General features: G+C 55.2%; 11 protein-coding genes. 7 read left to right on the top strand and 4 right to left on the bottom strand.

Annotation, left to right across the window (positions count from 1 at the left end):
* Positions 1 to 156: 156 nt before the first annotated feature.
* On the top strand, positions 157 to 2,808 hold the full coding sequence (ppc, locus tag PSSD_RS07930; RefSeq protein ID WP_039328300.1) for a phosphoenolpyruvate carboxylase: 2,652 nt from the start codon (positions 157 to 159) through the stop codon (positions 2,806 to 2,808).
* Positions 2,809 to 3,038: 230 nt separating this feature from the next.
* Here ppc and metF read toward each other — a convergent pair whose 3' ends face one another.
* The 3 genes from metF to metB all read right to left on the bottom strand — a co-directional run bounded on the left by metF (position 3,039) and on the right by metB (position 7,736).
* Positions 3,039 to 3,935, bottom strand: coding sequence for a methylenetetrahydrofolate reductase (metF, locus tag PSSD_RS07935; protein ID WP_058970392.1), 897 nt, complete (start codon positions 3,933 to 3,935; stop codon positions 3,039 to 3,041).
* A 205-nt stretch (positions 3,936 to 4,140) separates the two neighbouring features.
* The gene (locus PSSD_RS07940; RefSeq protein WP_058970394.1) at positions 4,141 to 6,573 is read right to left on the bottom strand and encodes a bifunctional aspartate kinase/homoserine dehydrogenase II; all 2,433 of its coding nucleotides are present in this window, start codon (positions 6,571 to 6,573) and stop codon (positions 4,141 to 4,143) included.
* A 2-nt stretch (positions 6,574 to 6,575) separates the two neighbouring features.
* Positions 6,576 to 7,736: a cystathionine gamma-synthase gene (gene metB / locus PSSD_RS07945; RefSeq protein WP_039328291.1), complete on the bottom strand. Its 1,161-nt coding sequence runs from the start codon at positions 7,734 to 7,736 to the stop codon at positions 6,576 to 6,578.
* A 277-nt stretch (positions 7,737 to 8,013) separates the two neighbouring features.
* On the opposite strand from metB, the gene metJ reads away from it, so the two are divergent.
* Positions 8,014 to 8,331, top strand: coding sequence for a met regulon transcriptional regulator MetJ (gene metJ, locus PSSD_RS07950; protein ID WP_034823729.1), 318 nt, complete (start codon positions 8,014 to 8,016; stop codon positions 8,329 to 8,331).
* A gap of 75 nt (positions 8,332 to 8,406) precedes the next feature.
* Here the strand turns inward: metJ and rpmE are convergent, their stop codons facing one another.
* The gene (rpmE, locus tag PSSD_RS07955; RefSeq protein WP_021506837.1) at positions 8,407 to 8,622 is read right to left on the bottom strand and encodes a 50S ribosomal protein L31; all 216 of its coding nucleotides are present in this window, start codon (positions 8,620 to 8,622) and stop codon (positions 8,407 to 8,409) included.
* A 222-nt stretch (positions 8,623 to 8,844) separates the two neighbouring features.
* On the opposite strand from rpmE, the gene priA reads away from it, so the two are divergent.
* The 5 genes from priA (at position 8,845) to hslU (ending at position 15,349) form a co-directional block, all read left to right on the top strand.
* The gene (gene priA, locus PSSD_RS07960) at positions 8,845 to 11,043 is read left to right on the top strand and encodes a primosomal protein N' (protein ID WP_058970396.1); all 2,199 of its coding nucleotides are present in this window, start codon (positions 8,845 to 8,847) and stop codon (positions 11,041 to 11,043) included.
* A 167-nt stretch (positions 11,044 to 11,210) separates the two neighbouring features.
* Positions 11,211 to 12,248, top strand: coding sequence for a DNA-binding transcriptional regulator CytR (gene cytR / locus PSSD_RS07965; RefSeq protein WP_058970398.1), 1,038 nt, complete (start codon positions 11,211 to 11,213; stop codon positions 12,246 to 12,248).
* Positions 12,249 to 12,397: 149 nt separating this feature from the next.
* Positions 12,398 to 13,285: a cell division protein FtsN gene (gene ftsN, locus PSSD_RS07970; protein WP_058970400.1), complete on the top strand. Its 888-nt coding sequence runs from the start codon at positions 12,398 to 12,400 to the stop codon at positions 13,283 to 13,285.
* 187 nt (positions 13,286 to 13,472) lie between these two features.
* The gene (gene hslV / locus PSSD_RS07975; protein ID WP_071885763.1) at positions 13,473 to 14,003 is read left to right on the top strand and encodes an ATP-dependent protease subunit HslV; all 531 of its coding nucleotides are present in this window, start codon (positions 13,473 to 13,475) and stop codon (positions 14,001 to 14,003) included.
* 11 nt (positions 14,004 to 14,014) lie between these two features.
* Positions 14,015 to 15,349: an ATP-dependent protease ATPase subunit HslU gene (gene hslU, locus PSSD_RS07980; protein ID WP_039328277.1), complete on the top strand. Its 1,335-nt coding sequence runs from the start codon at positions 14,015 to 14,017 to the stop codon at positions 15,347 to 15,349.
* Positions 15,350 to 15,429: the final 80 nt, after the last annotated feature.

Raw genomic sequence — 15,429 nt, forward strand, 5'->3', positions numbered from 1 at the left:
CTCTCAATTTAATTCTATGAATTTCCGGTAGTTAGCAGCGAATTATCGTCAATTTAAGTCAATTGACGTACAGGAAGAACCGTGGCTAGATAAAAGACGATGTTATGCCCGTTGGGTGTAAGGGTACTTTTAAGACGATGAGGGTGTCAGGGTCAAATGAACGAACAATATTCCGCAATGCGAAGTAATGTCAGTATGCTCGGCAAACTGCTCGGGGATACGATAAAGGATGCACTGGGAGAGAACATCCTCGAACGTGTGGAGACCATCCGCAAGCTCTCTAAATCATCCCGCGCTGGAAATGACACCGATCGTAAGGAATTGCTGAACACGCTGCAAAACCTCTCTAACGACGAGCTGCTGCCCGTCGCGCGTGCCTTTAGCCAGTTCCTGAACCTGACCAACGTGGCTGAACAGTATCAGACCATTTCCCGCAGCGGCGAGGGGGCGAATAACCCTGAGCTGCTGAAAAAAACCTTTGAACATCTGAAACAGCAGGGCGACCTGAGTGAAGCGGCGATCCGTCAGGCGATTGAATCGCTGTCGCTGGAGCTGGTGTTAACTGCGCACCCAACCGAAATCACACGTCGCACCTTGATTCACATGCTGGGTGAAGTGAATAGCTGCTTGCAGCAACTCGATCACAGCGACATCTCCGATTATGAGCGCACGCAGGTGATGCGTCGCCTGCGCCAACTGGTCGCGCAAGCCTGGCATACGGATGAAATCCGTAAATATCGCCCTACCCCGATTGACGAAGCCAAATGGGGCTTTGCGGTGGTGGAAAACAGCCTGTGGCAAGGCGTGCCGGCTTTCCTGCGTGAGCTGAATGAACAAGTCGAAGAGACTTTTGGCATCAAGCTGCCAGTGGACTTCGTCCCAATTAAATTCACCTCATGGATGGGTGGCGACCGCGATGGCAACCCCAACGTTACTGCGCCGATCACCCGTCATGCGATGCAACTGAGCCGATGGAAAGCCGCCGATCTGTTCCTGCGCGATGTGGGTGTGCTGATCTCTGAGCTATCGATGTCTGAATGCAGCGATGAAGTGCGTGAGCTGTGCGGCGATCCCGAAGCGCTGGAACCGTATCGCATGATCCTCAAGCGCATCCGTGGCCAGCTGATGACCACCCAAGCGTATCTGGGGCGTCGTCTGAAAGGTGAACGCCTGCCGCGTCCGGCTGATTTGCTGGTGAACAACGATCAGCTGTGGCAACCGCTGTTCGCTATCTATCAATCGCTGCAACAGTGCGGTATGGGCATCATTGCCAATGGCCAACTGCTGGATACGTTGCGCCGCGTGAAATGCTTTGGCGTACCGCTAGTGCGCATTGATATTCGCCAGGAGAGCACCCGTCATACTGAGGCGATTGCTGAAGTAACGCGCTACCTTGGTCTGGGTGATTATGAAAGCTGGTCAGAAGCCGACAAGCAGGCGTTCCTGATCCGTGAACTGAATTCCAAACGTCCGCTGCTGCCACACCAGTGGGAGCCAAGCGACAACACGCGTGAAGTGCTGGACACCTGTAAAGTGGTGGCCGATGCGCCAGAAGGATCGATCGCTTCCTACGTGATTTCCATGGCAAAAACGCCGTCAGATGTGCTGGCCGTGCATCTGCTGCTGAAAGAAGCGGGCATTCCTTATGCGATGCCGGTTGCGCCGCTGTTTGAAACCCTTGATGACCTGAACAACGCCAATGACGTGATGACGCAGTTGCTGAACATCGACTGGTATCGCGGCTTCATCAACGGCAAACAGATGGTGATGATTGGTTATTCCGACTCGGCAAAAGATGCCGGCGTGATGGCCGCCAGTTGGGCACAATATGAAGCACAAGACGCGCTGATCAAAACCTGTGAGAAGGCCGGCATCACGCTGACGCTGTTCCACGGACGCGGTGGTTCCATCGGCCGTGGCGGCGCACCTGCCCATGCAGCACTGCTGTCGCAACCGCCGGGCAGCCTGAAAGGTGGCCTGCGCGTGACTGAACAGGGCGAGATGATTCGCTTCAAGTACGGTTTGCCAGAAGTCACCATCGCTAGTCTGTCGCTGTATACCGGTGCGATTCTGGAAGCCAACCTGATGCCGCCGCCAGAACCAAAGCGTGAGTGGAAGGAGATCATGAACGGTCTGTCAGCGCACTCCTGCGCGATGTACCGTGGCTATGTGCGTGAAAATCCTGACTTCGTGCCGTATTTCCGTTCCGCAACACCGGAACAGGAACTGGGCAAACTGCCGCTCGGTTCGCGTCCTGCGAAGCGTCGTCCAACCGGTGGCGTGGAGTCACTGCGTGCCATTCCGTGGATTTTTGCCTGGACGCAGAACCGCCTGATGCTGCCGGCCTGGCTCGGTGCGGGTGCCGCGCTGCAGAAAGCGATGGATGAAGGCCATCAGGACCAACTGGAAGCGATGTGCCGCGAATGGCCGTTCTTTGCCACGCGCCTGGGTATGCTGGAAATGGTGTTCTCGAAAGCCGACTTGTGGCTGGCGGAGTATTACGATCAGCGTCTGGTGGATAAATCGCTGTGGTCGCTGGGCCAGCAACTGCGTGATCAGCTGGCAGCGGATATCAAAGCTGTGCTGACCATCGCCAACGATGCGCATCTGATGGCCGACCAACCATGGATTGCCGAGTCCATCGCACTGCGTAACGTCTACACCGATCCGCTCAACGTGCTGCAGGCTGAATTGTTGCATCGTGCGCGTGCGCAGGAAGATCGTGGTGATGAGCCAGATGCACGCGTTGAACAAGCACTGATGGTAACGATTGCAGGTGTTGCGGCGGGTATGCGTAATACGGGCTAGTGGTGAAAACGCTCATCATGAAGGGGCCAATGTGCCCCTTTTTTCATGGGCGTCGCGAGAAGAGGCGACAAATTACGTAAAGTCGCTGTCTCGTCCCTGATCGCTCGGCGGGCGCCATCCATGGCGCTCGACGCTTTACTCCATTTGCCGCCTCTTCTCACTATGTAAGCCAGTGCCTATAAAAAAAGAGGACGCATTGGCCCTCTTATTCGTGATTCCGTTGTAGATGATCAGGCCGAGACAGGCGGACGCACACCCAGCGTGTGACAAATGGCGTAGCTCAGCTCTGCACGGTTCAACGTATAGAAATGGAAATCTTTCACACCTTCGCGTGACAGGATTTTTACCATGTCCATGGCCACACTGGCGCCGACCATTTTGCGTGTCTCTGGATCGTTATCCAACCCTTCAAACATTGCATTCATCCAGCCAGGTACACGAACGTTGGTCATGGTGGCGAAGCGCTGCAGCTGTTTGAAGTTCGATACTGGCAGAATCCCCGGCACGATTTCCACGTCAATGCCTGCCGCTACGCAGCGGTCACGGAAGCGCAGATAACTTTCGACATCAAAGAAGAACTGCGTGATAGCGCGATTGGCTCCCGCATCCACTTTACGCTTCAGGTTGATCAGGTCCGCTTGGGCACTTTTCGCTTCAGGATGCACTTCCGGATAAGCCGCCACGGAGATATCAAAATCGCCCACTTCTTTAAGCAATTCAACTAAATCCGCGCCGTACATCTCGGGTTTGCCGCTGCCAGGTGGTAAATCGCCACGCAGCGCCACAATATGACGGATACCGTTTTCCCAGTAATCACGTGCAATAGCACGCAGTTCATCACATGTGGCATCGATACAGGTCAAATGCGGTGCGGCTTCCAGTCCGGTACGATCTTTAATGCCTTTAATGATGCTATGCGTACGGTCACGCTCGCCTGAGTTGGCACCGTAGGTGACGGAGAGAAATTTTGGCTTCAGGCTGCTGAGTCGATCGATCGAATTCCACAAGGTCTCTTCCATTTCACTGGTGCGCGGCGGGAAAAATTCGAAAGAAACATTAATTTGCCCGTTCAGCTCAGCCAGGCTTTGGTTCAGCGCTTCGCGTTGATTGGCGTGAAAGAAACTCATCCTGTTACCTCGTCATCACATCGATTATTTTGCGGCCCCCAAACATCCATACGTTTAGACGTCCAGATGCTTAAATTGAACGATTATGGCGTTAGCGTCAACTTAAAATTAATGAACAGGCGTGACAAAAATTCAACCAATGTGAAAGAGTTTCATGACAAGAGGAAAATGCAGACGACGGACGCCGTCTGCAGGATAGGGCAGATTACAGCAGTTGCGCGAGGCGGTTGATATCAGATTGCAGTGCGCCCGCCGTAACATCGCGGCCAGCGCCTGGCCCACGGATCACCAGTGGGTTATCACGATACCAGCGGCTTTCAATGGCAAACACGTTATCACACGGCAGCAGCGAGGCGAGCGGATGCTCCGGACGCACCGCCTCAACACCAACGCGCGCTTTGCCATTCGCATCGAAACGCGCCACGTAGCGCAGTACCAACCCCATCTCCTGCGCGGCCTCAAGGCGTTGCAGCATTTGGTCGTTAAGCTCGTCGGCGTTCTCGAAGAAATGATCGATGGACTCGTCTTCGCAATCCGCTGGCACCAGCGATTCGACACGCACCTGGTCTGGTTCAATGTCATAACCGGCTTCACGCGCTAAAATCACCAGCTTGCGCATCACGTCCTGACCCGATAAATCAACGCGTGGATCGGGCTCGGTTAAGCCCTGCTGCCAGGCCTGATCCACCAGCTCACTGAACGGCACCGTGCCATCAAATTGCAGGAACAGCCACGACAGCGTACCGGAGAAAATGCCGCTGATCGCCAGAATGCTGTCACCGCTTTCACGCAGATCGCGCACCGTATGGTTGACCGGCAAACCGGCGCCCACGGTGGCGTTATACAACCAATGGCGACCGGTTTTCGCGAAGGCATCACGGATCTGGCGCCAGCTTTGACCACTTGATGCCCCCGCCACTTTATTTGCACTGATGACGTGGAAACCGTGACTGGCAAAATCAAGGTACTGCTGGGCCAACGGCGCACTGGCAGTGACATCCAGCACCACTAAATCATCAAACGGATGGGCGCGCATCCACAGGAACAATGACTCTTCATCGCGCGCTTCGGCTTCATCTTCAAAGAAAGCCAATGCGCGGCTGGCATCAAGACCTTCATAGCTCAGCAGGCTGCGGCTACTGTCCACCACACCCGCCAGCACATATTCAAAACCGGTCCGCGCCGATAAACTTTCCTGCTCGCGAGCAAACAGCTCCAGCCAACGCGAACCGATATTGCCTTTGCCGAACAGCATTAAACCAATGCGTTTTTCCGCGCGGAACAGCGACTGGTGCAGTCCCTGAATCAGATGCTGGGTTGGGCCGACACGCAGTACCGCAACGATGCTGATATGGTCTTCTGACTGCCAGACAAACTCCACCGGCTGATCTTTAATTTGCTGCCAGAAACGATGGCTGTGCAGTGGATTGCGCGTGACGCCTGCGCCCACCAGCGCCACCAACGCCAGGCCATCACGCAATTGCAGATGACCCGGCAGCGCGGCGTCCTGCAACAGGTTAAAGGCGCTGTTCACCACTTCTGAGGTGTAGCAGAGTTGCAGCAATCGGCGGTCAGGATGCACGCCAATCGCTAACGGACGCAGTTGCGCCCGCTTCAGCAGCAGATCGATCTCTTTCTGCTGGGTTTTAAAGTCATGGTTGTCTGGGATCTGAATCTCCACCAGACACACGTCGTCATGGCTGGTGACGATACGCGCGCCGGTGCCGGAAGCCAGCACGCGTTCAATGCGCGTGGAACCCTGCTCCGGCTGGTAACTGCAACGCAGTTGCAAATCGATATCGCTATTAGAGACTGGCTGTAACGTGCGGGTATGCAGCACGGGGGCAGCGAGACGTGCCAGTTCGCTGGCTTCGTCTAAACGCAGTAGCGGTAACAGACAAGCATCGGAGACTTTACGTGGATCGGCACTGTAAACCCCGGCCACGTCACTCCAGATGGTCACGCGACTGACGCCTGCCAGCGCGCCTATCTGCGTGGCCGAGTAATCCGAACCATTACGGCCCAGCAACACGGTTTCACCGGCATCGCTGCGGCTGATAAAGCCAGTCACCACCAGACGTTTATGCGGATGCTGTGCCAGCAATGCCTGCAACAGCGGCCAGGATTTGCCTTCATCCACCTGTGGCTGCGCAGCACGCTCGGCACGCAGGAAGTCACGTGCATCCAGCCAGGCCGCTTCAATATCACGCTGGCTCAGTACCGCGGCCATTAAACGCGCCGACCAAAGTTCGCCATGACCGACGACTTCGGCATAGACCGCATCGGTGATGGCGCCATCCAGCAGTGCCGCAAGACGTTCCAAATCACGAATAAACGAAGCTGTCAGGGTTTCAGCAAATTCAGCAGGCAGCAGCGCAGCAATCAGCTCGCTATGGTAACGCCGTAAAGCTTGTTGCACCTGATGCGCAGATAGGCGATCGCTCTGGCTCAACTTGAGCCAGCTAATCAGCTGATTGGTGGTACTGCCTGCGGCAGAGACCACCATTAAGTCGCCCGGCTGGCTGTAATCCGCCATGATGCTGGCAACACGCTGATAACAACGCGCATCGGCCAGGCTACTGCCACCAAATTTATGCAACTGCTTGTTCGGCGTTCCCGCGCCTGCTGAAATCGTCATGCTTAGTCCTCGGCTGCGATCCGGAAGGCATTATCCAGATCGGCGATTAAATCTTCGTGATCTTCAATTCCGACAGAAATACGCAACAGCGTTTCCGAAATTCCCGCTGCGGCACGCGCTTCCGCAGACATACCGGCATGCGTCATGGTCGCGGTATGCGAAATCAAACTCTCTACGCCACCCAGCGATTCTGCCAGGGTGAACAGCTGCAGCGCTTTCAAGAAGCGGCGCAGACGTGCTTCATCAGCGTCGAGTTCAAAACTGAGCATCGCACCAAAGCCACGCTGTTGACGTACCGCATACTCATGACCCGCATTTTCCGGCAGAGACGGATGATACAGTTTTTTCACCAGCGGTTGTTGCTTCAGGTAATCAACAATTGCCAGCGCATTACGCTGTGCGGCCGCCATACGTGGCGCCAGCGTGCGCAAACCGCGCAGCAGCAGGTAGCTATCAAACGCTGCGCCGGTTACACCAATATTATTCGCCCACCAGGCAAGTTCGGTTGCCACGGCAGGATCTTTAGAAATCACCGCACCCGCCACCACGTCAGAGTGGCCATTCAGGTATTTGGTGCAAGAGTGGATCACCAGATCGGCACCCAGTGCCAGCGGGTTCTGCAACGCCGGGCTCAGGAAGGTGTTATCCACCACGCTGACGGCACCGGCTTCACGCGCCGCCTGGCAAATACCGGCGATATCCACCACGCGCAGCAACGGGTTGCTTGGGCTTTCGACCAGCACCAGCTTCGGTTTTTCAGCCAGCGCCGCGGCCAGTGCTGCTTTATCACCCTGATCGACAAATTTGACGCGATAAGCGCCACGCTTGCTCAGGCTGTCGAACAGGCGATAGCTGCCGCCGTAACAGTCATGTGGGGCCACCAACAGGTCGCCCGGCTTCAGGAACACGGTGGTCACCAAATGGATTGCCGACATCCCGGTATTGGTCAATACCGCGCCCACACCACCTTCCAACTCGGCCAGCGCGCGTTGTACCACATCACGCGTAGGATTTCCGCGACGTGAGTAGTCATGCGCACGCGGTTCGTTGAAATCGAGAAAGTTGTAGGTGCTGGAAAGATGAATCGGGGGGACAACGCAGCCATATTGCTCGTCATCATTCAAACCGCTGCGTACTGCGATGGTTGCCTGTTTACGCGTCATGGTGCTTACTGTTCCTGAAGTGTAATAAGAAGTGGCAACAGGATAACATTCAGCGCATAGACGTCAATACATCTGGACATCTAAATGTCTTTGCGTATAGATTGAGCAAATCATCAATAACCGCTAAAATTACGCGTCATCGCCTGGTGTTCAGCGCGCTTTCCTGTGAAAAGCGATGTTTAAGCATAAAACCGGCAGTTTAAGCGGTCAGGCATCGAAAAATCGGGCATAATCAACGGATTTCCCCATATTCAACTTTTATTGATTAAGGTAACCCATGGCTGAATGGAACGGCGAATATATCAGCCCTTACGCTGAACACGGTAAGAAGAGCGAGCAGGTCAAGAAAATTACAGTTTCTATCCCGCTGAAAGTGCTGAAAATTTTAACGGATGAGCGCACCCGCCGTCAGGTGAACAACCTGCGTCATGCCACTAACAGCGAATTGCTGTGCGAAGCCTTTTTGCATGCTTTCACCGGGCAGCCTCTGCCAAATGATGTTGATCTGCGAAAAGAACGCAGTGATGAAATTCCGGAAGAAGCCAAACAGATCATGCGTGAGATGGGCATCGATCCCGATACCTGGGAATACTGAGTCCAGAAACAAAAAACCCAGCCAAGGCTGGGTTTTTCTTGCTGCCGAATCATAAAGATTCGATGGCAAATAATCTTATTTCTTGCTGCCTGGGATGCTGAAACGCTTGTTGAAGCGATCAACACGACCACCAGAATCAACAACACGCTGCTTACCAGTGTAGAACGGGTGGCATTTGCCGCACACGTCCAGGTTCAGGGTACCAGTCATGGTTGAACGGGTGTTGATCACGTTGCCGCAAGAGCAGGTGATGGTCACAGCTTCGTATTTCGGGTGAATACCTTGTTTCATGGGAGAACCTCATAAAAGGCCGTGTCGCTCTCCGTGCCAGGCGAACCTGCACAGCACCACACGCGGTTGAACAATTAAGTGTAACTTTGACGAGTCGTCTCATCAAAGGCGGCATAGTATACAGAATTTGACCACACCAGGCAAATCCCTGCGATCTATACCCGCTGCTGAAGCGAGCGTGTACACTACTTCTCCTTTTGACAGAACCGGATAGAGATCGACATGCCCGTTGTTCAGGTTGCCCTGCCCGTTCCGCTGCCTCGCCTGTTTGACTACCTGCTGCCCATCGACGCGCCGCAGCCAGTGGTCGGTAGCCGCGTGAGCGTACCGTTTGGCAATCGCAAAATGATTGGCATTGTGGTGAAGATTCAGGAAAGCAGCGATCTGCCTTTGGCGCAGCTAAAGCAACTGGAAAGCGTGCTGGACGATCAGAGCCTTTTCTCTCCCGCACTGTGGCGCATCCTCAACTGGGCAGCAAGTTACTACCATTCCCCACTCGGCGAAGTGCTGAGCCACGCGTTGCCGGTGCTGTTGCGCCAGGGTAAACCGGCTCAGGAAGCCCCGCTCTGGCAGTGGGTAATCAACGACGCGGGACGTGAAGTGGCGATGGAAAGCCTGAAGCGTGCGCCTAAGCAGCAGCAGGCACTGGCGGCACTGCGCCAACAGCCGCTTTATCGCCACCAGGTCAGTGAACAGGATCTGACTGATGCTGCGCTGCAATCGCTGCGCACAAAAGGGCTGTGTGATCTGCGTGAACACGCGCCACAAATGCACGACTGGCGCACCACCTTTGCCGTAAAAGGCGATCGCCTGCGCCTGAACACCGATCAAGCCATGGCAGTAGGTGCGATTCGCAGCGAAGACGAGCACTATGCCCCTTGGTTACTGGCAGGCATTACCGGTTCCGGTAAAACGGAAGTCTACCTCAGCGTGCTGGAGAATGTGCTGGCACGCGGCAAACAGGCGCTGGTACTGGTGCCAGAAATCGGGCTGACGCCCCAAACTATCGCCCGCTTCCGCGAACGATTTGATGCGCCCATCGATGTCCTGCACTCTGCACTCAACGACAGTGAGCGCCTGGCAGTGTGGCTGCGTGCGCGCCGCGGCGAAACGGCGATTATCATCGGCACGCGTTCGGCCTTGTTCACGCCGCTGGCCCGTCCTGGCGTGATCATTATTGATGAAGAGCACGACAGCTCGTATAAGCAGCAGGAAGGCTGGCGCTATCAGGCTCGTGATTTGGCGGTGTTCCGTGCGCACGAGGAGGACATTCCTGTCGTGATGGGTTCAGCCACGCCGGCGCTGGAAACCCTGCACAATGTGCGCGTCGGGAAATATCGCCAGCTCAACCTCACCAAACGCGCCGGAAATGCCAAAACGGCTCTGCAACAGCTGATCGACCTTAAGGGCCAGCAGCTAAAAGGCGGCCTGGCTCCCGCGCTGTTAGGCAAAATGCGTCAGCATTTACAGGCCGATAATCAGGTGTTGCTGTTCCTTAACCGACGCGGATTTTCTCCGGCGTTAATGTGCCACGACTGCGGCTGGTTAGCCGAGTGTCAGCGTTGCGATAGCTATTACACCCTCCATCAACATCACCGCCAGTTGCGCTGCCACCATTGCGACAGCCAGCGCCCGTTGCCAAACCAGTGTCCTGGCTGTGGTTCAACGCATTTGATGCCGGTGGGTGTAGGGACCGAACAGCTGGAACAGCAGCTCAGCACACTCTTCCCTGGCGTGCCGGTATCGCGCATCGACCGTGATACCACCAGCCGCAAAGGCGCGCTGGAACAACATCTGGCCGATGTACATCGCGGGGGAGCCCGCATTTTGGTCGGTACGCAGATGCTGGCCAAAGGCCACCATTTCCCCGATGTGACGCTGGTATCGCTACTGGATGTCGATGGCGCGTTGTTTTCCGCTGACTTCCGGGCTGCCGAACGCTTTGCGCAGCTGTATACCCAGGTCGCGGGACGCGCTGGACGCGCCGGAAAACAGGGTGAAGTGTTGCTACAAACCCATCATCCGGAACATCCCCTGTTGCAGACGCTGCTCCATCGCGGCTATTTCGCTTTTGCTGATGAAACCTTGCTGGAGCGCCAATCCGTCCAACTGCCCCCCTGGACCAGCCATGCGCTGTTTCGGGCTGAAGACCTCGATAACGCGCAAGCCGCCGAATTTCTGACGCAACTGCGTAATTTGCTGGAAGCCAGCCCACTGAAAGATGAAGCCATGTGGTTGATGGGTCCAGTCCCTGCTTTAGCGCCGAAACGCAGTGGACGCTGGCGTTGGCAACTGCTGATACAGCACCCTTCACGCAAACGCCTGCAACAGTTGCTCAGCAGTTCATTACCCCTGATCTCAACCTTGCCAGCCGCGCGTAAAGTGAAATGGACGCTGGATATCGATCCTACTGAGAGCTAAGCCACATCACATCTGCGAGCCAGATCGAAAAAAGTCGCACAAGTCACAATTTTTATGCAAATTAAGTAACAACCTCATCCGGCGTTGGGTTATCAATAGTGCCCATCCCGGCTGAAGCCCGGCAATGTCTGAAAATCAATGCGCTGTACCGCGTCAGGAGTTATACGTTGGACCAGAAGCAACCTTCATCTGCTGCCACCATGAAAGATGTGGCCGAGAAAGCCGGCGTTTCAACCGCCACGGTATCTCGTGCGTTGATGAATCCAGAAAAAGTCTCGGCTGCCACCCGGCAGAAAGTTGAACAGGCCGTCATTGACGTAGGCTACGCGCCACATGGATTGGCGCGCAACGCCAAACGCGGTGAAACTCAAACCATTCTGGTCATTGTGCCGGACATCTGTGACCCCTTCTTTAGCGAAATCATTCGTGGCGTGGAAGTGACCGCCGCTCAGAAAGGTTATCTGGTGCTGATTGGTGACTGCGCGCATCAGGATCAACAAGAAAAAACCTTCCTGAACCTGATGCTGACACGGCAAATCGACGGGATGGTGCTGCTGGGTTCACAGTTGCCATTCGAGGCGGGTATTGAAGATCAACGCAATCTGCCACCGATGGTGATGGGCAATGAGTTTGCCCCAGAAATGGCGCTGCCCACGGTGCACATCGATAACCTGACCGCCGCCTTTGAAGCGGTCAACCATCTGCTGCAACTCGGCCATCGCCAGATTGCGTGTATCACCGGCCCTGAGCACATCCCCCTCTGCCAGTATCGTTTGCAAGGCTATATTCAGGCGCTGCGCCGCAGCAATATCGCCATTGACCCGACGATGATTGTCCACGGTGATTTCACCTTCGAAGCGGGTGCTAATGCACTGAAACAGTTAATGAGCTTACCGATCCCGCCTAAAGCGATATTCTGCCACAGCGATTTGATGGCGCTGGGCGCGATGAATCAGGCGCGTAAACTCGGCATGCGCATTCCTCAGGACCTTTCGGTGGTGGGTTTTGACGATATCGAGCTGGCACAATATTACGATCCGCCGCTGACGACCGTTGCCCAGCCGCGATTTGCCATCGGTCGCGAAGCGATGTTGCTGTTGCTTGATGAGTTACAAGGCAAGCGGGTCAATAACGGTTCACGCCTACTGGATGCGGAATTACGCGTACGCGGGAGCACTGCGCCAGCGGCAAAACGCGAAAAATAGCGATGGAACCCTGCATTTTCAGCAGATTCTGAAGGCAGACTCTGCTGGTCAAAGTTCCAGCCCTTGAGTAACATGGCGCATTCCTTGCCGGGCAATTAACAGTACATTTACAGGCCCATTGGCATTTTTTAAAGGGTATCAGAACGAAAGTGGCACAGAGAGATTATGTAGGCCGCGGGCGTTCAACAGGGACGCGTCGCAAAAAACCCGCAGCGGGCCGCAGCAAGAAAAGCAAAGGCGGCTCCGGCACCTCAAAGCTGATGATGGTACTGGCCGTGGCCGTGCTGGTCACCTTTGCCGGTGGTTTATGGTTCATCTCTCATCATAAGAAAGAAGAGACTGAGGTCATTCCGAATCATAAAGCCAACGGCAACGGCCTTCCGCCTAAGCCGGAAGAGCGCTGGAAGTACATCAAAGAGCTGGAAAATCGCCAGATCACCGTGCCAACGCCGACCGAACCGTCTGCTGGCGGTGGCGTGCAGTCGCAAACCCAACTCACTGATGAACAACGTCAGCTGCTGGAGCAGATGCAGGCGGATATGCGCCAGCAACCCACGCAGCTGAACGAAGTGCCATGGAACGAGCAAACACCTGCGCAGCGCCAGCAAACCTTGCAACGTCAGCAGCAGGTGCAAGTTCAGCAACAGCAATTACAGCGCCAGCAGCAACAGTTACAACAGCAGCAGCGCCAACAGCAGATTCAGCAGCAGGCCACGCGTCAGCAGCAGCAACCGGCGCCAATCACTCGCGAGCCGGTGCAACAGCCGAAACCGCAGGAGACGGCAAAAGCGAAGCCGGAAGAGAAGGCCACTGCTCAGCGCTGGATGGTGCAGTGTGGATCGTTTAAAGGTACCGATCAGGCAGAATCTGTGCGTGCGGGGCTGGCATTCGAAGGTTTCGAAAGCCGCATCACCACTGGCGGTGGCTGGAATCGCGTGGTTATCGGACCGTTTAAAGATCGCAGCAGCGCGGACAGCACCGTCAAACGCTTACACAGTTCCGGCCACAGCAGCTGTATTCCTCTCGCATTACCTTAAAGACGAGCGGCAAGTGCGCTCCCCCTGAGCATACAACAGGGGTGAGCGTACCTCGCCAGCTCACCTGCCCTGTCAAGTAAGACAAATCTCGGGGTTGAAACCCTCTAAACTTGCCCCATATCTGGTTGCATGATACTCCGCGCTTTGTGCGCGGCGTTCCTTTTCCACTGCAACAAGGGGTCTGCCCGTGACAACAATAGTAAGTGTACGACGCAACGGCCGAGTCGTAATTGGCGGTGATGGCCAGGCGACTCTCGGCAATACCGTGATGAAAGGCAATGTTAAGAAAGTGCGTCGTCTCTACAACGACAAAGTCATCGCTGGTTTTGCTGGCGGTACTGCAGATGCCTTCACCCTATTTGAACTGTTCGAGCGCAAGCTGGAGATGCATCAGGGTCACCTGGTGAAAGCCGCGGTCGAACTGGCAAAAGACTGGCGCACCGATCGCATGCTGCGCCGTCTTGAAGCACTGCTGGCGGTTGCTGATGAAAACTCCTCGTTGATCATCAGCGGTAACGGTGACGTGATTCAGCCGGAAAATGACCTGATTGCCATCGGTTCTGGCGGACCTTACGCCCAGGCAGCGGCACGCGCCCTGCTGGAGAACACGGACATTGGTGCGCACGATATCGTAGAGAAAGCGCTGAACATCGCGGGTGATATCTGCATCTACACCAACCACAACATCAACTTCGAAGAATTACCGTCTAAGGCGTAAGGATTAAAATCATGTCTGAGATGACTCCCCGCGAGATTGTCAGCGAGCTTAACCGCTTCATCATTGGCCAGGATGGCGCCAAGAAGGCCGTCGCGATTGCGCTGCGTAACCGCTGGCGCCGCATGCAGCTCGACGAAGAGCTGCGCCATGAAGTGACACCAAAAAACATTCTGATGATTGGCCCGACCGGTGTCGGTAAAACCGAAATCGCTCGCCGTCTGGCAAAACTCGCCAACGCGCCTTTCATCAAAGTTGAGGCCACTAAATTCACCGAAGTTGGTTATGTCGGTAAAGAAGTAGACTCGATTATTCGTGATTTGACCGACTCCGCTATCAAGATGGTGCGCAGCCAGGCGATCGAGAAAAACAAATACCGTGCCGAAGAGATGGCTGAAGAGCGCATTCTCGATGTGCTGATCCCACCGGCAAAAAATAACTGGGGCCAGGCGGAACACACCGCTGAACCTTCTGCTGCACGCCAGTCTTTCCGCAAGAAGCTGCGTGAAGGCCAGCTGGACGATAAAGAAATTGAGATCGATCTGGCGGCCTCTTCTGCCGGTGTTGAGATCATGGCTCCTCCTGGCATGGAAGAGATGACCAGCCAGTTGCAGTCGATGTTCCAAAACCTCGGCGGTCAGAAGCAGAAAGCACGCAAGCTGAAGATCAAAGACGCGATGAAGCTGCTGATCGAGGAAGAAGCGGCAAAACTGGTGAATCCGGAAGAGTTGAAGCAGGACGCTATCGAGGCTGTTGAGCAGCACGGTATCGTTTTCATCGACGAAATCGACAAAATCTGTAAGCGCGGCGGCCAGTCTTCCGGTCCTGACGTTTCACGTGAAGGCGTGCAGCGCGACTTGCTGCCACTGGTAGAAGGTTGCACCGTTTCAACCAAACACGGCATGGTCAAAACTGACCACATCCTGTTTATTGCTTCGGGCGCATTCCAGGTGGCGAGCCCATCGGATCTGATTCCAGAACTGCAGGGTCGTTTACCGATTCGCGTTGAGCTGCAAGCGCTGACTGTGAATGACTTTGAGCGCATTCTGACAGAACCTAATGCCTCCGTTACCGTGCAGTACAAAGCGCTGATGGGCACAGAAGGTGTGAATGTCGATTTCACCGAAGACGGCATTCGTCGTATCGCTGAAGCCGCATGGCAGGTCAATGAAACCACCGAGAACATCGGTGCGCGCCGCCTGCACACGGTGTTGGAACGTCTGATGGAAGACATCTCCTATGACGCCAGCGATCGTAGCGGTGAATCCATCACCATTGATGCCGAGTACGTTGGCAAACATCTGGACGTGCTGGTGGCAGACGAAGATCTCAGCCGCTTTATTCTGTAATCGTCTCATCGATGTGCGATGCCCGGCCACTGCGCCGGGCATTTTTTTGCGCAGGATATTGATGCAGCGCTTTTTTTGAC

Origin of the sequence: Type-D symbiont of Plautia stali (assembly GCF_001485335.1) — a bacterium.
In the GTDB taxonomy this organism is placed as follows: Bacteria; Pseudomonadota; Gammaproteobacteria; order Enterobacterales; family Enterobacteriaceae; genus Pantoea; species Pantoea vagans_C.

What these genes read in the sequence shown, in the direction of transcription:
- ppc (WP_039328300.1), top strand. Translation starts at nt 157, where the DNA reads ATGAACGAACAATATTCCGCAATGCGAAGTAATGTCAGTATGCTCGGC.
- metF (WP_058970392.1), bottom strand. Translation starts at nt 3,935, where the DNA reads ATGAGTTTCTTTCACGCCAATCAACGCGAAGCGCTGAACCAAAGCCTG.
- PSSD_RS07940 (WP_058970394.1), bottom strand. Translation starts at nt 6,573, where the DNA reads ATGACGATTTCAGCAGGCGCGGGAACGCCGAACAAGCAGTTGCATAAA.
- metB (WP_039328291.1), bottom strand. Translation starts at nt 7,736, where the DNA reads ATGACGCGTAAACAGGCAACCATCGCAGTACGCAGCGGTTTGAATGAT.
- metJ (WP_034823729.1), top strand. Translation starts at nt 8,014, where the DNA reads ATGGCTGAATGGAACGGCGAATATATCAGCCCTTACGCTGAACACGGT.
- rpmE (WP_021506837.1), bottom strand. Translation starts at nt 8,622, where the DNA reads ATGAAACAAGGTATTCACCCGAAATACGAAGCTGTGACCATCACCTGC.
- priA (WP_058970396.1), top strand. Translation starts at nt 8,845, where the DNA reads ATGCCCGTTGTTCAGGTTGCCCTGCCCGTTCCGCTGCCTCGCCTGTTT.
- hslU (WP_039328277.1), top strand. Translation starts at nt 14,015, where the DNA reads ATGTCTGAGATGACTCCCCGCGAGATTGTCAGCGAGCTTAACCGCTTC.